This window comes from Rhodococcus qingshengii JCM 15477 (assembly GCF_023221595.1).
GTDB lineage: Bacteria > Actinomycetota > Actinomycetes > Mycobacteriales > Mycobacteriaceae > Rhodococcus_F > Rhodococcus_F qingshengii.
In genome coordinates this window covers 3,209,459-3,227,409 of the sequence record NZ_CP096563.1, presented here as the reverse complement: position 1 = coordinate 3,227,409, position 17,951 = coordinate 3,209,459, and the positions used below count along the sequence as shown (strand labels likewise).

The window sequence follows — 17,951 nt, the reverse complement described above, 5'->3', positions numbered from 1 at the left end:
CATCACCGGCAGATCCGGGCGCTGAAGTGAGTCAGCGTCCGGACTTGATGATCTGAGCGATGTTCCGCTCCGCCAGAGCAGTGATGGTCAGTGACGGGTTGACGGTGCCGGTGCTGCCCGGAATAGCGGCGCCGTCCATCACGTACAGGCCGTCGTAGCCCTTGACTCGCCCGTAACCGTCGGTGGCCTTGCCCAGAACCGCACCGCCGAGGGGATGCGCGGTGAACGAGGAATTGACGTCCTTCGCGAACGGCAACGCCGACGGCAGCGTGGTGCCGGCGAAGGCCATCTTGTTCTGGACGGCGCGTAGTGCCTCGACGGTGGCGTCGTTGCCGTTCTTCGGCCAGTTCAGCACCACCCGATCGGAGCCGCCGTCGTAGGCGAAGTCGGCGCGCTGCGAGTCGAGGGTCATCCCCAATGTTCCGAGCATGCCGATGTTGACGGGTAGGCCGGGGACGTACCAATTTTCCAGGGAGAGTGGCATTCCCGACTCGTCGACGATGCGTGATGCCGACGGTGCGGCTTGCGCAGTGCCGTCACTGAAGCCGAACGAGCGCACCATCCCGGCGTCGCCGTTCGTTCCCCAGCCCTTACCGACGTGTTCGTTGAGGTTGGGCAGCGCGCCCGTCGCCTGGGCGCGTACCAACAGTTCGGACGTGCCGATCGAACCGGCGCCGAGGAACAGACGGTCACAGGTAAGAGTCTTCCGGGCCAGAACGCCACCCGTCGGATCCGTCGATTCGACGTCGACGACGTAGCGTCCATCACGTTCGCGACTGATCGCAAGCACCTGATGTCCGTAACAGACGGTGGCTCGTCCGGTGGCTTCGGCGGCAGGAATGTAGTTCTGTGTGAGGTCGAACTTCGCGCCGTTGGAGTTACCCATGTTGCTGTCACCGACAGTGGCCGAGGCTCGGGTTCGGCCGTCGAGTTCTGAGCGCACCACGTCCCAGTTCCAGATCCCGTCGATCCGCTGCGGATCGAATCCGGCACGACGAGCGTCCTGATCCCAACGACGCGAGTGTCCGAAGTTCGGGGTTTGGTAGATGTCTTCGGGCAACGGGCTCAGACGCAGCATCTGACGCACTTTGGGGTACCAGGTGGACGCCATCTCGTCGTAGTCGAGGGAGTTGCCGAAGACTGCGTCGAAGAATCGGCGCTCGGGCGCGATCATCACGCCGGTGAAGATGATGGAACCACCGCCGACTGCAGCGCCGCGCCATACCGAGATGTGTTCGTAGTCGGCGGCATCGAGGACGCCGCTGAAGTAGTCGCACGCCACGGGGAGTCCGGTGAGGTTGGTGAACGATGTTCGCCGGAAGACTCCGCGGCCGTCGGCCAGCATGTCGGAGGTGTGAATCTCCCGTTGCGGATCGTGGGGCCACCGAAGTCCGCGTTCGAGGATGGTGATCTGGGTGCCGCTCTGCGCCAGTCTGAGGGCGGTGGCGCTGGCGCCGAATCCGGACCCGATGACGATGGCTTCGGAATGCTCCGGGGGAGTAGGCGAGAGTACGAACAACTCGGGAACGAGCGCGCGGTAGTGATCAGCACCCATCGGTAGCGCCCGCAGGGGTGCGGGGGTGGCGTGGCTGATCGACGTCGACATGAGCGGCGCCGCGGCTGCAACTGCCGCCCCCACCCCGGCCGCTTTGAAAAAGTCACGACGCTGCATGTCACGGCACTGCATGTGCAAGTTCGACTCCCCGGTTCGACGGTTTGCCTCAGAATAACTCGAGATGGAGTTCGGGGACGAAACGGCGTGTCCGGCGTCAAGAAGAACCGGATAAAACGTGCATAAGTGGTACTTCCTGGGTGGTACTGATCGGTCGCCAGATAGTCGCGGAAGCCTGTCGGTGTTCAACGGGAGGCGCTCGCACCTATCCTCGAGGAGTGAACTCCGACTTCAAGCGCGTCTCCGAGGCCAAGTACGTCCTACTCACGACCTTCCGCAAGGATGGAACTCCGGTGGCGACTCCGCTCTGGGCCGCGCCGGACGGCGACAAGCTCCTGATGTGGACCGTCACCGATTCCTACAAGGTCAAGCGCATCAGGCGAAACCCGTCGGTCACCGTCGCTGCGTGTGACGCTCGGGGAAATCCGAAGGGTGAACCGGTGGCCGCCGTCGCCGAGATCCTCGACGCGCCGCGCACCGATCGTGCCCGCGACGCGATCGCGCGGCGCTACGGAATCCTTGGCTGGATCACCATGAAAGGCAGTCTCCTGCGCCGCGGCAAGACCGGAACGATCGGACTTGCCATCACTGCAGCCTGACCGCGCGTCAGTTGCCGAGCAGATCGTCCAACGCTGAATCGAACCGCGGATAGGTGAAGGGGAAGCCGTTGTCCGTCAGCACTTTCGACACGGCATGGCGACCCGTCAGGCCCAGGGCAGCGTCGCTGCGCAGCAGGAACGCGCCGAATCTGACCATGAAAGCGGGCGTCGGCGGCGCAGGTGGCCGGTGAAGGTGCTTGCGCAGCCCGGCCATCAGTTCTGAATTGCGGACGGGATCCGGGGCAGTCGCGATGACCACGCCCGAGGCAGCCGAAACGGGTTCGAGGGCCCAACGAACGATCGACAGCCAGTCGTCGATGTGAATCCAACTGGTCCACTGTCTACCCGAGGCAACGCGTCCGCCCAGACCGAGACGTACGAGCAACAGCAGTCGCTCGAGCGCCGGCGTGCCTTTCTCCAGGACGACGCTGGTCCGCAGGATCACTACTCGTGACGTGTTGGCGCCCTCGACCGCTGCCTCCCAGTCCTTTGCGACGTCGGTCATCTGTGGTGGCCCGTCAGCGGGGGGAGAATCCTCGTCCAATCGTGCCTCACCCGCATCGCCGTAGATCGCGAGTGTGCTCGCCTGGATCCACGCCGGAACAGGGTGCGCCAGTAGTTTCGACGCTTCGACCAGCGCGCGGGTCGGATCGACTCGGGAGTTGGTGAGCAGTGCGATGTTTGCCGGGGTGGGTCGGCGATCGACCAACTCGCCGGCAAGGTTGATCACCGATGCGCCGTCGAGTTCGCGTGCCCAGTCGCCCACCGTGACGCCGTCCCACTGAACCTGCCTGTGCCTGCCGGGTTTCGGTGAGCGAGTCAGGACCACGACGTCATATCCGCGGTCGGCGAGATCGTCGCTGATTCGGCGGCCGAGAGCACCGGTGCCGCCGGCGATCACGACCTTCGTCATCACTGCGCCTGGCTGACCGAGGACATGTGGAAGTCGGGAATCCGCATGGGCGGCATGGCCGTGCGGGTGAACCAATCTTTCCACTCCCGGGGAAGCGTGATCTCGGTGCGTCCCGCCTCGGTGACCCGCCGCAGGAGATCGAGCGGACTCTCATTGAAACGGAAGTTGTTGACGGCGCCGACGATCTTGCCGTCCTCGATCAAATACACCCCGTCACGGGTGAGTCCGGTCAACAGCAGCGTCGTGGGATCGACCTCACGGATGTACCAGAGGGTTGTGAGCAGTAGACCCTTCTCGGTACCTGCGATCATGTCCTCGATCGAGGTGTCGTCACCACCGGTCAGGATGAGGTTGTCGCCGGGAACTGCGACGGGTCGACCGAATTCTCGCGCAGCGTGGCGCGGGTACGCCAGCGCATTGACAACCCCGTCGCGGACCCAGTCGACGGGTTCGATCTCCATACCGTTGTCGAACAGTGAGACGGATTCGCTCGACGACGTCGTGATCACGAACGGCGCGGATTGCAAGCCCTCGGCGCCGGGGTCGGAGGTTAGGGTCAGTGGCAATCCGAGCTTCTCGCCGATCCGGGTTCCACCGGTGGTGGACAGTGCGGTGTGGCCTTCTTCGGCGCCGCGACCCTCCATGGTCCACATCAGATAGATCATCAGGTCCGCCACAGCAGACGGCGGAAGAATTGTCTCGTAGCGGCCGGCAGGCAGACTGACGGAGTTACCCGCCCAGTCGAGTCGAGTGGTCAACTGCGACAAGAGCTTCGGTATCGAGATATCGCTGAAATCGACGGTTCCGGATCCGACCCAGGCACTTGCGTCGCCGCGCTTGCCGTTGATCTCCACGGAGCCGGTGGCCTGAGCCGTTCTACGTCGCGCGCCCGTCGAAGTGCCGAGCCAGGTGGTGTGCAACTGGTGGTGAGCGAAGCCGAACAACTGGTCGCCGCCGTCGAAGGCCGTCGACAGGTCGGCAGCCAGCTGAGCGAAGACACCGATGTCGGTCAGGGCGGCCGGCAGGTCCCAGTCGGTCTCTGCCGCCGACTGCGTGATCAGGTCGGACGCGTCGTCAGCCGGAGTGGCTGTGCGAGCAGCTTCCTCGCTTGCCTGTACGAGTGCGGAAATCTGCTCCGGATCGACACTGCTGGAACTGACAGTGCCCACCTTCGCGATGTCACCCTCGCGCACGATCGAGATCACCGTCCACGTCCGGGACAGCGAGACTCCGTTGGTGGTCATCGAATTGTTGGCCCACCGCAGCGACGCCTCACTCGCATCGGTCACGATCACCAACGATTCGTCTACCGTCCTCGCGGCCAGTGCACGCTCGACGACCTGCTGCGGATCGATCACTGCTGAGCCTCCGAACGAGTGTTGAGGATGTTGACTCCGCGGAACAGAGCGGACGGGCAGCCGTGGCTGACCGCCGCAACCTGACCGGGTTGCGCCTTGCCGCAGTTGAATGCGCCTTGCAGACGCCAGGTCGACTCACCGCCAACGGCTTCCATCGAGCCCCAGAAATCCGTCGTCGTCGCCTGATACGCCACGTCACGCACCTGACCGTCGAGCTTTCCGTCACGGATCTTGAAGAACCGCTGACCGGTGAACTGGAAGTTGTAGCGCTGCATGTCGATCGACCAGGACTTGTCACCGACGACGTAGATGCCGTTCTCGACTCGCGAGATCAGGTCTGCGGTCGAGGTGTCCGTAGAAGGGTCGGGGGAGAGCGAGACGTTGGCCATTCGCTGGATGGGAACGTGATGTGCGGAGTCGGCGTACGAGCAACCGTTGGAACGCGTCAGCCCCAGCCTCGGCGCGAACACGCGGTCTAGTTGATACCCGACCAGTGTTCCCTCTGCCACCAGATCCCACCGTTGAGAGGCGACGCCGTCGTCGTCGAATCCGACGCTGGCCAGGCCGTGCTCTTCGTTACGATCGGCGGTCACGTGCATGAGTGGCGTTCCGTATTTCAGCGTTCCCAGCTTGTCCGGCGTCGCGAACGACGTACCGGCGTACGCCGCTTCGTAGCCGATCGCCCGGTCGTATTCGGTGGCGTGTCCGATGGATTCGTGGATCGTGAGCCACAGATTGGTCGGATCGATCACGAGGTCGGTCGGACCTGCTTCGACGGTCGGTGCCTTCGTCTTCTCTGCCAGCCACTCCGGGATCTGCGCGAGCTCGTCTCCCCAGTTCCACGTGCTCTCCGCCCCGAGGTACTCCCATCCGCGCCCTACCGGCGGCGCCAAGGTGCGCATCGATTCGAAGCTGCCGGCCGACTTGTCGACGGCGGTCGCCTCGAACTCGGGGTGTAGACGCACCCGTTGCTGGGTGATCGACGAACCGGCCAGATCCGCATAGAAAGTTTGCTCCTTGACCTGGAGGACACTCGCCGTGACGTGATCCACGCCGTCAGCGGCTTGAAGCCGTCCGGAGTAGTCGACCAGCAGCGCTACCTTGTCGGCCGTCGGTGTCGCGAAGGGATCTTCGAGGTACGGCGACACCCACGTCGCGTCGGCGTAGACGGGCTCGTCGGCAAGGGTGACCGGATCCCGATTGAGCGAGCGCAATGCCTTCGCAACCTCGACCGCTTGGCGTGCCAGCGTAGCCGCGACGTCAGGGGATACGTCGGCGTGCGAGGCGAATCCCCACGTGCCGTCGACGATCACGCGGACGGCGACCCCGATCTCGTCTCCGTCGGACACCGCCTGAACTACGCCGTCGCGCAACCTGATCGACTGTGTGAGCACGCGGTGGACACGAACATCGGCGTGCTGGGCGCCGGCCGTTCTCGCTGCCGACAGCGCCGCATCAGCGACAGCTCGCAGCGGGAGGGCGAGGAAATCTGCATCGACATCTCGGGTGACGGTCACGCACACGACGCTAGCCGACGACCGCCGATCTCAGCCGAACTGCTGCCATCCGAGGCGAATCACCATGGCGATCACGACCACCAACAGCGTGATCCGCACGAATCCGGATCCCTTGCTCAGCGCCATCCGCGAACCGATGACCGCGCCGAGAACGTTGCACACCGCCATCGCCAAACCCAAACTCCACCAGACATGCCCGGTGACGGCGAAGTAGGCGAGCGCGCCGAAATTGGAACCGAGATTGATCACCTTCGCCATCGCTGCGCTCCGAACGAATTCGGTTCCGAGGAAGGTCGCGAAGCTGATGATGAGGAAGGTGCCGGTGCCGGGTCCGAGCAGACCGTCGTAGAGGCCGATGAGTCCGGCGGAGAGCAGCAGGACGAGGACGGTCTTGCGCTGCGTCGGACGATGGGTCGCGATCGTGGTGCCCAGCTTCGGACGCATGGTCACGAAGACGGCGACGGCGACGAGGACGACCATCACGATCGGAATGAAGTACTTCTTGTCGATCAGCGAAACGGCCGCCGCCCCGCACGCGGCCGTCACCGCAGCCAACGCGGCTGCCGGCGCCATCTGCCGCCACTCCATCGGGATTCGACGGGAGAACGTGTACACCGCAGCACTCGTCCCGGTGAATGCCGTCAATTTATTGGTGGCCAGTGCCGCCTGTGGGGTCAATTGCGGGGCGACCAGAAAGAGCGCCGGCAACAGAATCAATCCACCGCCGCCGACCACGGCGTCGACCCAACCCGCCGCCGTCGCTGCCGTCATCAGCAGTCCCCAATCAGCAATATCCACGGCGGTGACTCTTTCACAGCTGTGACACTCTTGAGCACATGCGGAGGTTCAGCCTGTGGCTGCGAGGAAAGCCGATGATCGCGGACAGCGCGCTGGCGCTCGTGTTCTTCGCGCTCGAGGTAGTCACATTCGTCAGTTCGCCGCGTGAGGAGCGGTGGCCTCAGCTCGTCGTCGGATTTCTGATCTGCCTTCCCGTCGTGTGGCGTCGCAAATATCCGCGTGTGTCCGCTGCGTCCATTTTGTCGTTGTCGTACTTCGCAACCTTGATGATGTGGGCGACAGGGGATCCGGCTGCGGAACATCCAGGCCTGTTGGCGCTCGGGGTCTCGCTCTACACACTCGTCGCCTACGTCGATCGACGCACCGGGGCGATTTTCGCGTGCTTCCTTGCCCTGGACATGACACTCTCGTTGCTCGTCATCCGCGAAGACGTGATCCTCACGATCATCATTGCGACCCTGCTCTATGCACTGGCCTGGATCACCGCCGAGTTCTTGAGCGCCCGCCGCGCCTACGACGAGGAAGTGGCCGCCAGACTCGAAGTGGCCGAATACGAACGGGATCGGCGGGCCGAGGATGCGGTGGCCACGGAAAGAACCCGAATCGCCCGCGAACTCCACGATGTCGTCGCCCACGCGGTCAGCGTGATGATCGTCCAGGCGGACGGCGCGTCGTATGCGGTCGATTCCAATCCCGCGTTGGCCAAGAAGGCGCTCGGCAACATCTCCAGCACCGGACGCGACGCCCTTGCCGAGCTTCGCCGGACCGTCTCGCTGCTGCGCACCGAGGTCAGTAGTGATGCGATGCCGCAACACGGAACTGCCGGCATCGCCAAGGTCGTCGAGATGATGCGGGCCGCTGGTCTCGGCGTGCGCCTCGAGCTGACCGGCGAGCTCGACGACGTCAGTCCTTCAGTCAGCCTGGGAATTCATCGCCTCGTTCAGGAATCACTGACCAATGTCCTCCGCCACGCCGGCGCAAACCCGAAGGCCCGAGTCACCGTGCGCCGCACCGACACCGCGGTACTACTCGAGGTCGTCGACAACGGAACGTCGAGTTCGACCTTCTCCCACGGTTCGGGGAATGGACTGGTCGGCATGCGTGAGCGGGTGGCGGTACTGCACGGGACACTCGAGACCGGACGACGCCCCGACGGCAGTTGGCGTGTGTACGCAGAGCTGCCGCTCGAGATCCACGATTGATACCGGCTCGCCGCAATCGCATTGGCACCGACGTCTCAGGCCCGATAGGTTTACGCCGTGCCCATCACCGTGCTGCTAGTCGACGACCAGGAACTCATGCGGATGGGCCTGAACATGGTGCTCGAAGCACATGAAGACATCTCGGTTATCGGTGAGGCCGGTGACGGAGCCGCGGCGGTCGCAGCGGCGGTGGCGCTGAAGCCTGACGTCGTGTTGATGGATGTGCGGATGCCGATTGTCGACGGGGTGAAAGCGACGGAGCAGATTCTTGCGTCCGGGATCGAATCCAGGGTCCTGGTGATGACGACGTTCGACCTGGACGAACACGCGCTCGGCGCCCTGCGTGCCGGAGCGAGTGGTTTTCTTCTCAAAGACACCCCGCCCGAGGACCTCGTGTCGGCTATCCGCAGCGTGGCAGCCGGTGACGCGGTTGTCTCCCCGAAGGTGACACGTCGTCTGCTGTCGAGGTTCATCGTGGACGGTCCGGCGCCCCGGCGCGATCCGGTGGTTCTCGACGTCCTGACCGAACGCGAACGCGAAGTCCTCGGGCACGTGGCCACGGGACTGTCGAACATCGAGATCGCACAGCAGCTGTACCTGTCCGAATCGACGATCAAGTCGCACGTCGGACGCATTCTCACCAAACTCGATCTGCGTGATCGTGTGCAGGCTGTGGTGCTGGCCTACGAGACCGGACTGGTGACTCCGGGCGCGTAGGCCAGCCGCCTGTCAGGGATCGAGCGTTTCGCTCTGCTCAAGCATCAAAAGCGCCCACGGTTGGCAGCACGATGCAGGTCTTCCCGTCTGCGTAATCGACATTGCCGAACAGAGCGGCAAACACCTTGCCGTCACCGGTGTCGACGACCTTCGAGAGCAACGGCGTATCGAGTACGGGCAACTTCTCGTCCAACGGGACGATGCCGCCCTTGAACGTGCCGACGTTGATCCAGGCAACACTCAACCCTGAGGTCTTGGGTATGCCGACGTAACCCGGGATTGCCTGGAACCGGAGATGGTCGGCCTCGACCCACGGCGGCAACGGGAAGTTCGGACCGGCCTGTGCGGAGCTGAGGGTGACGGTGACGGGTTCACCGGCCACGCCACACCCGACCGTCGGTGCGGGGTACATGAACGACTGCGGCTTGGTGACGCCGATGTCCGGGAGATCGAGAGCGGTCGTGATCTGATCAGCGCCTGCCGTGCCGATCAACTGCTGAACAGCAGCAGAGGCTTCGGGGGAGATGGCTGCGGCCTGCGCGATCAGTGCGGCAATCCCTTCGGGTACCACCGGTTCTGCGGCCGCGGTTCCCGCGCTGATCATCGCGCTGCCGGCGGTGAGTGCCACGACGGCGGCAGTGCCGGCGATGGCAGCGGGAATGCGTCGGGCGAGTGTCTTGCCGGGGAGTCGGCTCATGTCGGGCTCCTTCATTTCATGAGGCCGGGAAATGCGGCCCGAAGTGACTTGACCATGCGCAGAGTCTCAACGTCAACTTGAGGTTTAGAATCGTTAGCGGAGCGTTAGTTAACGCCAGGCAAGTCGCACGTGCGTGAGAGAAGGCCCGTGTGACTCACGGCACCCACCTGTTTTGCACCTCTGCGTCGTTGTCGGGAGAAAAACCGGCCCCTCGAGCGTTGAACGAATAGACCGTCTGAAAGGGGACGTCATGATCGCCGCCGTATTTCTCCTCTACGTGATCGTCGAGATCGCAGCCTTGGTCATCGTGGGCAACGCCATCGGTGTCGCCTGGACAGTGCTGCTGTTTCTCGCCGGATCGCTTGTCGGATTGATCCTCATGCGCTCGCAGTGGCGACGGGTCATGGACGGGTTCCGTAAGGCCACGCGGGGTGAGGGATCGCCGTCACTGGCGGTCGCCGACGGCGCCTTGGTCGCGGCGGGCTCCGCGTTGATGTTCGTACCCGGACTCGTGACTTCGGTTCTGGGCCTGCTGCTTCTGATTCCGCCGACCCGCTGGGCGCTGCGCCCGCTTGCAGTGCTCCTGGCAGGTAAGCGCGCAGCAGCATTTGCCGCCGGTGGTGACGCCTTCGCCGGAACCGTCGGCTACGCGGCGCGGATGCGCGGAAACGGCGAGGTGATCGACGGCGAGATCGTCGTCGAGACACCCGAAACCACCGAGTACGTCGCCAGCAACGGCAAGGAACTGGTGCTCGAGGGTGAGATTCTGGACACGGATACACCCACCCGTTCGCGGGGGCCGCAGTACTAACAGGCAGACTGGGTGCTCGTGACTACTCGTCTGCTGGTCAACGGCCGGATCTACAGTTCATTTGCACCTGACGCGACCTCGATCGCCATCACCGACGGCACCGTCGTGTGGGTCGGCGACGAGCGCGCCGGACGGGCGTTGCACCCCGCCGCGGAGATCGAAGACCTGGGTGGTGCGTTCGTCACTCCCGGGTTCGTCGACACCCACGTCCACATCACCGCACTGGGACTCAATCTCGTCGGCCTCGATCTCGTGGGCGCGAACTCTCTGGACGAATGTCTCGCGCGAGTACGAACATTCGCAGCCGCGAACCCCGAAACTGCCCATCCCGACGCAGTCATCTGGGGACACGGTTGGGACGACACCGAGTGGGCCGAACAGACCCCGCCGTCGACCGCAGATCTCGACGCGGCCGCCCCTGGCCGCAAGGTGTATCTCTCGCGGATCGACGTTCACTCGGCCGCGTGCTCGAGCGCACTGCGCGACGGGATCTCCGGCCTCGCCGACACCGCTGGATACTCAGCCGAAGGCTCGTTGACGTTCGACGCACACCACCTGGCGCGCAATGCCGCTCGGAATCTGCTGACGGAAACTCAGCGCGCTTCTGCTCGTACCGCTGCGCTCGATCTCTGCGCCTCACGCGGAATCGTGGCCGTTCACGAGTGCGGGGGACCGGACATCTCGGGATTGACCGATTTCCAGGAACTGTTGGCCCACGATCACGGCGTGGAGGTTCGGGGCTACTGGGGTGAGCGTGTCGACAGCGAAGAGGATGCTCGCGCGCTCCTCGACAAAACCGGAGCAGACGGACTCGGCGGGGATCTCTTCATCGACGGCTCGCTCGGTTCGCATACCGCGTGGTTGCTCGAACCCTATGCAGACCAACCTGATTCGACGGGCAATGCCTACCTCGACGTCGACGCGATCGCCGCACACATCCGGGCCTGTACCCTCGCGGGCGTCCAGGCCGGGTTCCATGCCATCGGTGACGGCGCCGTCTCGTCGGCAGCTGCCGCGTTCCGCAGGGTCGCCGACGAACTGGGTGGCCCCAAGGTCGCCGCGTTGGGTCACCGCCTCGAGCACGCGGAAATGATGTCCATGGCCGACGCGGAAACCTTTGCCGCCTTGGGTGTCATCGCTAGCGTCCAACCGGTGTTCGACGCACTGTGGGGTGGCACCGACGGTCTTTACGCCACGCGCCTGGGAGTCGAGCGCGCAGCAGCGTTGAATCCGTTTGCACCTGCTGCCGGTAAGGGTGTCTCGCTCGCATTCAGCTCCGACGCCCCGGTCACCCCCATCGAGCCGTGGGCGATGCTGCGCGCCGCTGTCCAGCACCGCACCGACGGAAGTGGAATCTCGCCGCGTGCGGCCTTCTCCGCGGCAACTCGCGGCGCCTGGCGCGCGGGCGGAGTGCGGGACGGCGCCGCGGGAACCCTCAATCCGGGCGCACCGGCCTCCTACGTGTTGTGGGAGGCAGGCGAACTCGAAGTGAGCGCACCCGCCGACTCGGTTCAGCGATGGTCTACCGATCCGCGCTCGCGCGTACCCGCTCTGCCGAGGCTGGCGGAAGATGCGCCGATTCCGGTCTGCATCAAGTCGGTGCATCGCGGACGCGTCGTCTATCAGCGCGGCTCGTCGAGTGAGTGAGGCCGGCGCAGAGGCGTCTGTCGGTGATCGCTCCCGTGTGAGCGCTGTGCTCACCGGTTCCGCATGGCTACGTTCGCTGTACGCGGCCGCTGGTGGATTCCTGATCTTCGCAGGGTTCCCACCCCGCCCGCTGTGGTTCTTGGCGCCCGTCGGGATCGCTCTTCTGACGTGTGTGTTGACGAACTTCGGGCGCGGCGGACTGCGCCTTCGTGCCGGCTTCGGTTACGGATACTTGGCCGGTCTCGGATTTCTGGTGCCGTTGCTTCCGTGGATCGGTGTGTTCGTAGGTGCGGTCCCGTGGATCGCGTTGGCCGCGGTGGAGTCGTTGTTCATCGGACTGTTCGGGCTGCTTGCGGTTCTGGTGGCGAGGTTGCCATGGGCACCCTTGTGGATTGCCGCGACCTGGACGCTCACCGAGTGGCTTCGTTCCAGCGTTCCTTTCGGCGGATTTCCTTGGGGCAGGCTCGCATTCGGTCAATCCGAAGGGTGGCTCCTCCCACTTGCGAGTGTCGGCGGTGCGCCGCTGCTCAGCTTCGCGGTGGCCCTGACCGGTACCGGCTTGGCAGCAGTTGCAGTCGCTGTCGCGGCCAAACGATGGGACCGAGGATTCTTCGGAGCTGTTGCCGCTGCCCTCGTGCCCGTGATCATTGCTCTCGTGGTGTCGCCGTTCTTGTCCACCATGGATTCCGGTGATCGAACGATCACCGTCGCCGCCATTCAGGGAAGCGTTCCGAGGTTGGGCTTGGACTTCAACTCGCAACGCAAGCAGGTCCTCGACAACCATGTCGCCGAAACCGTGAAACTTGCTGCCGAGGTGGACGCGGGCCGCGTCGATCAGCCTGACGTCGTGATCTGGCCGGAGAACGCCTCGGACATCGACCCCCTGCGAAACGCCGATGCCGCTGCCGACATCACCCGGGCCTCCGAAGCGATCGGAGCGCCGATTCTTGTCGGCACCGTACTCGTGAACGCCGATCGTACGACCACCAATTCGGTGATCGTGTGGGACGGCGCCAACGGTCCTCAGGAACAGCACGACAAGAAGATCATTCAGCCGTTCGGCGAATACCTGCCCTACCGAAGCTTCTTCCGGAACTTCTCCTCGTACGCCGATCGCGCGGGCAATTTCGTTCCCGGCGAGGGCAACGGCGTTGTCCATGCAGCGGGGGTACCCATCGGTGTCGCGACTTGTTACGAGGTGGCGTTCGACCGGGCGTTCCAGGAATCGGTGCGCAACGGTGCACAGTTGCTGGCGGTACCGACCAACAACGCCACTTTCGGGGACACCGAGATGACCTATCAGCAGCTGGCAATGTCGCGTGTGCGGGCAGTCGAGCACGGCCGCGCCGTCGTTGTCGCCGCAACCAGTGGTGTCAGCGCCATCATCGCTCCCGACGGTGCGGTGACTTCGCAAACCGACCTGTTCGTGCCGGCGGCCCTGGTGGCGAAGGTGCCGCTCTCGACCAGCTCCACCCTTGCCAGCCGAGTAGGTCCGGTGCCGGAGATCGTGCTCAGCATCATCGCGGTCGGCGCGATTGCCATGGCAGTGCTGGCCCGGCGCCGAGATCAGGCTGAGCACTCACCCGAGGAGACTGCGGCAATCTGAGCCGAGCATCGGATATTAGGGCTGCCGATGTTCCGAGGAGCGCCTACGCGGGTACTCGCTGTGCCACCCGTTCCTGCGTAAGGCGGCTTCTTGTGACCGAGCCTGAGAAAACCGAGCCAGACAAGTCCGAGACCCGGGATGCAGTTCACAAAACCAGTGTCGTCGACGCGGTTCTGCAGTCACCGCTCGCCGGCCTGTCGCCGTGGATCTTGCTGTCCTTGCTCTCCGGGCCGGGAAGGTTCGAGGAATCCGCGGCCGCAGCCCTCGGGTTGTCGCTGCTGATCTTGGCGGCCAGTCACCGGCGCGGCGGCACCGTGAAGCTGTTGGAGGTCTTCGACGTCGTGTTCTTCGGCGTTCTGGCGGCCATCGGCCTCCTCGCGTCGGCGAACACGATTCGGTGGTTCGAACTCTGGGGAGGCGAACTGACCAACATCGCGCTGGTGGTCTTTGCCTTCGGATCGATCCTGCTCCGCAATCCTTTCACTTTGCAGTACGCGAAAGAGTCGACGCCTGAAGAGTATTGGACGACGCCACTGTTTCTGCGCATCAACTACGTCATTACGGCGGTGTGGGCTCTCGCCTTCACCTGGTCGGCCGTAGTGGGCCTGTTCGGAGACGCACTGCTGCACGACGGTGACAACTTCTGGACCGGATGGATTCTGCAGTTGCTCGGAACCTTCTTCGCGATCTCCTTCACCGAGTGGTACCCCGAGTATGCGCCGAACAAGGCCGCTCAGGCTCAGGGCCTCGAAACCGAACCACCGCAGTCGATTTTCAGGCTGTTCGACTTTTTGCCGGTGTTCGTAGCCGTGACCGGCATCGCGGGGTTGGTGACCGACTCCGTTTCCGTGACCGCAGGCGTCACGTTGATTCTGGTCGGCGTGTTCGGACATCTGGCTATGCGACGGTTCACCGTCGACTAGGAGCTCTCGGTGATCTCGCGCCTACGGGAACTTGGTGCACGATCGTCTCGATGACCGGCAGGTGCCGGCTGATGCACGGAATTTGTCCGTTTCTGCGATAGTCAGTGCGCCTGCCGTGCAATGGAAACGAGGGAAATTGAGCGTTATTTCGAGTACTGCACACAAGCACGAGCCCCTACACGGAAGACGTCCACCAGCGGATCACCGCTTCCTCGGATTCGACACACGAGTCTTTCCACACGCCCTCGCGATCTTGGCGGTGTGGATGCTCTGGACCGTGATCGTGCCCGCCATCGATTCCGCTGTCTCCTCCGAAGATCCAACCGGCGCCGGAGACCGGATGGCCGTGACCGAAACGGTCTCCTTCGCCGCACCTGCGGGCTGGAATGTCGACAGTGGTTTCCGAACCGACCAACATGGCGCGTCCGATTCGCTCCCACGTGTGACGTTGACCGATGGCACCGTCACCGTGAGCGTCGACGCCGACACATTCAGTGGAACTGCCGACGAACTCCTCTCCCAAACAGATGCCGTGAGTCTTGCGACGAACGGCAGTTCCGTGCTTGCGGTCTCCGGTGCGCGCCAGCCGATCAGCACCGCCGGGGGTCTGAGCGGCGTCCAGGTCAGCTTTGACACTCCGCGGTCCGCCGGATCGGTGACCACATTCGTCGTCGACGGCAAGGGAATTCGGGTACAGGTAGTCGGCCCACCCGATCAGATCGCCGCCCGCAGTCGAGAAATCACCGACATGATCGCCTCTATCGGCACACACGAGGGAGACACCAAGTGAGCACCGATCTCCTCGAAACCCGCTCCCGCGCATTCGATACGACGGCCTGGGGCGAGAAATTTCACTTCTTCCAGCCACGCAACGTCGTGTTCTGGATATACCTGTGGATGTGCGGATTCGGCCTCGTCAAAGGCTGGCAGATGTTTGCTCCCTTCGCCGGATACTTCGGGCGCGCACTCCTCGTTGCCGGCATCGTCGGCGTCATCAGCGCCGCGGTCTGGACATGGTGGTTCCGGCACATCGACCGCTACGAACGCCAACCCGTAGGACTAGTGGTCACCGGCTTCATCTGGGGCGCCACCGCAGCAACGTTCACTATCGCAGCACCCGCGAACGGAGCAGTCGGTTCGCTCTACTCGAAGATTTTCGGGCAGGTATGGGCTCAGGACTGGCATGCGGGCCTCTCTGCACCCTTCGTGGAGGAAACCGCCAAAGGCATCGGCATCGTAGTCCTCCTCGCGCTTGCACCACGCCTGGTGCGCACCGCAACCGACGGCCTGCTCCTCGGTGCTTTCATCGGCTTGGGATTTCAGACCAGCGAAGACTTTCTGTACTCGATTGCCGGCGCAACACAGGGCTTCGGCGCCCACCAAACCGACGGCCTGCTCGGTTCCATCGCCACCCGCACCTACTCCGACATCGTCTCTCATCCCCTGTTCACCGCCCTTTTCTGCGCCGGCGTGATCTATCTGATCGGCACCCCGGCCCAGCCCCGGCGGATCGGACGCGGATTGGCGTTGATCGTGGCACCCATCCTGATCCACGGCGTGTGGGATTCCATGCTCGCGATCGCCGGCGGCAGCAGTTCGCTCGTGTTCGTCATCATGATCGGCGACATCGTCTTCGCGTTCACTGCCTTGTGGATCGCGTTCGTCTGGGCGCACCCACGTGAATCCCACTTCGTCCGTGACATTCTCGCCCCGGAAATCGAGTCCGGCGTCCTGACCGACGCCGAGGTGACAGCCGCCGGCGGATGGCGACAACAACGTACTTACGCGAAAGCCGCACCCACTCGTACCGAACGTCGCCAACGACGACATATCGTTCGTGCCGCGCTGGATCTGTGCAGCGACCTTGCTGTCAGCAAGGGCGACGACAGCCCCCAGGTCGTCGAATCACGCAACGAAATCACCCGCCTCCGCCAAGGAACCGCGGCACAGAGCATCACTCGGTGACCGGGAAGTAGCGGAAGAACCGTTCAGCACCGCAAATCATTCACCCACACCCCAGTCGGCCGGGTTGCTTGCCATCGTCACTTGGCAAGCAACCCGGCCGAGTGACTGGGCTACCAGTTCACTCCGTGTCGAAGTTTGGTGTACCGAAGTTTGGTGTGTCGCGGGGTGGGGGATACAGCTCACACTGGTGCACGAAGCAGCGCCGATGGTTCTCCAGCGCAAGTCCAGGATTTGCGCACTGTCGGCCCGCGAGTGCGCCTGGATGCTGAATGACGTTGCCCTGAAGTGTCTTTGAGGACCGCGAAGCATCCTGAAGTTGCCACGTCGAAGAAGGGCCGAAGTATGACGTCGACTTGTGAACGATCACTCCCCGAAGAACGAGAAAGACCGCCCGGTGTAGAACCGGACGGTCTTGATCGAAGTGCTAGTTCATGCGCCGCGACGCTTGGCCTTCAGCAAATCGAGACGCTCTTTGAGGAGCTCTTCGAGTTCCTCGACCGAGCGACGCTCGAGCAGCATGTCCCAGTGGGTGCGGGGAGGCTTGACCTTCTTGGCTTCGGGAGCAGTCCCCTCCATGAGGGTGCCTTCGAGGCCGTTTCGGCACAACCAGGTGCCGGGGATCTCGGCTTCGTCCGCGAACGGGATGTCGAAGATCTCGCCGTTCTCGCACTTGTACTTGGCCATACGACGGGGCGCGAGGTCATGGTCACGGTCGGTCTCGTAGCTCACAGCTCCGAGTCGGCTACCTCGAAGTACGCGATCTGCCATGGTGGTGTCCTCTCTTCGTTCGTCACCGCTGGTGGGCGCCCTGACTTGGGGAGTAGACGCTCACACTCATCTACAACGCCACGAGCACCCGATTGGTTCCCGTGTGGCGAGAAGACGCAACCTCTCCATCTTACCGGGTACCGTGCGCGTTCATCGAAGGCGTCCGAATCTCGAGTACAGTGTCGATTCATGGCTGAGAGCACACGCGTCGGATCACCGCAGTCTGCGCGTTCGGGAAACCCGTGTGTGTGGTGTGGTCGAGAGGTCGCGGTGACCGGTGTCGGTCGTCGACGCCGGTACTGCAGCCAGTCTTGTCGACAGCGTGCGTACGAGCAGCGCAATGCCGTCAAGGGCACGTCGATCCCGGCTGACGCCGTCATCTTGACCGCAGTCGAAGCGGTCGAACTCGTGGATCGGATGTTCGAGGTCCGATGCGCTGCCGAAGATGTGGCGACAGCAGTTGCCGAGGGCGCAGAGAGTTCAGAGCTCACACAGTTGTGTGAACGGTTGACCGAGCTTGCCCGCGAAGCCGAACGTTTCCGGTAGAGCAGGTGTGGGCAACCGGTTTCTAGCCTTGCGTCGAGCACTGCAACACTGCGGTGCTCCTGACGCCTGACGACGACAAATTTTGATCCTGAGTTCGGACCTTCGGGGAGGTTCGGACTTCGAAGCGACCCTTCGTCGAGGTCGATGACCTTCGGCTGCGCTCTCGCAGGATCGCCACATGGTTTCCACTCGATATCGAGGCGGTGCGATGT

17 protein-coding genes are annotated in these 17,951 nt (G+C 63.7%); 10 read left to right on the top strand and 7 right to left on the bottom strand.

The window, feature by feature from the left end:
• Positions 1 to 31: 31 nt before the first annotated feature.
• Positions 32 to 1,672, bottom strand: coding sequence for a GMC family oxidoreductase (locus M0639_RS14735; RefSeq protein ID WP_064074788.1), 1,641 nt, complete (start codon positions 1,670 to 1,672; stop codon positions 32 to 34).
• 218 nt (positions 1,673 to 1,890) lie between these two features.
• Here M0639_RS14735 and M0639_RS14730 point away from each other — a divergent pair, with 218 nt between their 5' ends.
• Positions 1,891 to 2,271 (top strand): PPOX class F420-dependent oxidoreductase, encoded by a 381-nt coding sequence (locus M0639_RS14730; protein WP_064074787.1) that lies wholly within the window; start codon positions 1,891 to 1,893, stop codon positions 2,269 to 2,271.
• A gap of 7 nt (positions 2,272 to 2,278) precedes the next feature.
• Here the strand turns inward: M0639_RS14730 and M0639_RS14725 are convergent, their stop codons facing one another.
• Genes M0639_RS14725 through M0639_RS14710 form a run of 4 tightly spaced genes read right to left on the bottom strand, consistent with a single transcriptional unit; the run spans position 2,279 to position 6,857 of the window.
• Positions 2,279 to 3,184, bottom strand: coding sequence for a TIGR01777 family oxidoreductase (locus M0639_RS14725; protein WP_064074786.1), 906 nt, complete (start codon positions 3,182 to 3,184; stop codon positions 2,279 to 2,281).
• Positions 3,184 to 4,542, bottom strand: coding sequence for a metallopeptidase TldD-related protein (locus M0639_RS14720; RefSeq protein WP_064074785.1), 1,359 nt, complete (start codon positions 4,540 to 4,542; stop codon positions 3,184 to 3,186). The genes M0639_RS14725 and M0639_RS14720 overlap by 1 nt, the downstream gene beginning before the upstream one ends.
• Complete coding sequence (locus M0639_RS14715) at positions 4,539 to 6,059, bottom strand: TldD/PmbA family protein (RefSeq protein ID WP_064074784.1); 1,521 nt, start codon at positions 6,057 to 6,059, stop codon at positions 4,539 to 4,541. The genes M0639_RS14720 and M0639_RS14715 overlap by 4 nt, the downstream gene beginning before the upstream one ends.
• A 30-nt stretch (positions 6,060 to 6,089) precedes the next feature.
• Positions 6,090 to 6,857 (bottom strand): TSUP family transporter, encoded by a 768-nt coding sequence (locus M0639_RS14710; RefSeq protein WP_064074783.1) that lies wholly within the window; start codon positions 6,855 to 6,857, stop codon positions 6,090 to 6,092.
• A 38-nt stretch (positions 6,858 to 6,895) separates the two neighbouring features.
• On the opposite strand from M0639_RS14710, the gene M0639_RS14705 reads away from it, so the two are divergent.
• Both M0639_RS14705 and M0639_RS14700 read left to right on the top strand, forming a co-directional pair.
• Positions 6,896 to 8,059 (top strand): sensor histidine kinase, encoded by a 1,164-nt coding sequence (locus M0639_RS14705; RefSeq protein WP_064074782.1) that lies wholly within the window; start codon positions 6,896 to 6,898, stop codon positions 8,057 to 8,059.
• A 57-nt stretch (positions 8,060 to 8,116) separates the two neighbouring features.
• Complete coding sequence (locus M0639_RS14700; RefSeq protein ID WP_003945024.1) at positions 8,117 to 8,776, top strand: response regulator; 660 nt, start codon at positions 8,117 to 8,119, stop codon at positions 8,774 to 8,776.
• A gap of 37 nt (positions 8,777 to 8,813) precedes the next feature.
• On the opposite strand, the gene M0639_RS14695 is transcribed toward M0639_RS14700, so the two are convergent.
• A complete protein-coding gene (locus M0639_RS14695; protein WP_003944837.1) occupies positions 8,814 to 9,473 on the bottom strand; it encodes a hypothetical protein in 660 nt (219 codons plus the stop codon).
• A gap of 250 nt (positions 9,474 to 9,723) precedes the next feature.
• Here M0639_RS14695 and M0639_RS14690 point away from each other — a divergent pair, with 250 nt between their 5' ends.
• The 6 genes from M0639_RS14690 (at position 9,724) to M0639_RS14665 (ending at position 16,425) form a co-directional block, all read left to right on the top strand.
• Complete coding sequence (locus M0639_RS14690) at positions 9,724 to 10,284, top strand: FxsA family protein (protein ID WP_064074781.1); 561 nt, start codon at positions 9,724 to 9,726, stop codon at positions 10,282 to 10,284.
• Between the two features lie 12 nt (positions 10,285 to 10,296).
• Positions 10,297 to 11,931, top strand: a complete 1,635-nt coding sequence (locus M0639_RS14685; protein WP_064074780.1) for an amidohydrolase — start codon at positions 10,297 to 10,299, stop codon at positions 11,929 to 11,931.
• Between the two features lie 37 nt (positions 11,932 to 11,968).
• Complete coding sequence (gene lnt, locus M0639_RS14680; RefSeq protein WP_003944845.1) at positions 11,969 to 13,537, top strand: apolipoprotein N-acyltransferase; 1,569 nt, start codon at positions 11,969 to 11,971, stop codon at positions 13,535 to 13,537.
• Positions 13,538 to 13,629: 92 nt separating this feature from the next.
• On the top strand, positions 13,630 to 14,460 hold the full coding sequence (locus tag M0639_RS14675; protein WP_064074779.1) for a hypothetical protein: 831 nt from the start codon (positions 13,630 to 13,632) through the stop codon (positions 14,458 to 14,460).
• Between the two features lie 136 nt (positions 14,461 to 14,596).
• Complete coding sequence (locus M0639_RS14670) at positions 14,597 to 15,250, top strand: hypothetical protein (RefSeq protein WP_228400993.1); 654 nt, start codon at positions 14,597 to 14,599, stop codon at positions 15,248 to 15,250.
• On the top strand, positions 15,247 to 16,425 hold the full coding sequence (locus M0639_RS14665; RefSeq protein ID WP_064074778.1) for a PrsW family intramembrane metalloprotease: 1,179 nt from the start codon (positions 15,247 to 15,249) through the stop codon (positions 16,423 to 16,425). Before M0639_RS14670 ends, M0639_RS14665 begins: the two co-directional genes overlap by 4 nt.
• Positions 16,426 to 16,854: 429 nt before the next feature.
• Here M0639_RS14665 and M0639_RS14660 read toward each other — a convergent pair whose 3' ends face one another.
• Positions 16,855 to 17,193 (bottom strand): RNA polymerase-binding protein RbpA, encoded by a 339-nt coding sequence (locus M0639_RS14660; RefSeq protein ID WP_003944971.1) that lies wholly within the window; start codon positions 17,191 to 17,193, stop codon positions 16,855 to 16,857.
• A 189-nt stretch (positions 17,194 to 17,382) separates the two neighbouring features.
• Here M0639_RS14660 and M0639_RS14655 point away from each other — a divergent pair, with 189 nt between their 5' ends.
• Positions 17,383 to 17,739: a hypothetical protein gene (locus tag M0639_RS14655; protein WP_042450945.1), complete on the top strand. Its 357-nt coding sequence runs from the start codon at positions 17,383 to 17,385 to the stop codon at positions 17,737 to 17,739.
• Positions 17,740 to 17,951: the final 212 nt, after the last annotated feature.

Coding starts and splice junctions, on each gene's coding strand:
- M0639_RS14735 (WP_064074788.1), bottom strand. CDS start 1,672: ATGCAGCGTCGTGACTTTTTCAAAGCGGCCGGGGTGGGGGCGGCAGTT.
- M0639_RS14695 (WP_003944837.1), bottom strand. CDS start 9,473: ATGAGCCGACTCCCCGGCAAGACACTCGCCCGACGCATTCCCGCTGCC.
- M0639_RS14660 (WP_003944971.1), bottom strand. CDS start 17,193: ATGGCAGATCGCGTACTTCGAGGTAGCCGACTCGGAGCTGTGAGCTAC.
- M0639_RS14705 (WP_064074782.1), top strand. CDS start 6,896: ATGCGGAGGTTCAGCCTGTGGCTGCGAGGAAAGCCGATGATCGCGGAC.
- M0639_RS14690 (WP_064074781.1), top strand. CDS start 9,724: ATGATCGCCGCCGTATTTCTCCTCTACGTGATCGTCGAGATCGCAGCC.
- M0639_RS14655 (WP_042450945.1), top strand. CDS start 17,383: ATGGCTGAGAGCACACGCGTCGGATCACCGCAGTCTGCGCGTTCGGGA.
- M0639_RS14725 (WP_064074786.1), bottom strand. CDS start 3,184: ATGACGAAGGTCGTGATCGCCGGCGGCACCGGTGCTCTCGGCCGCCGA.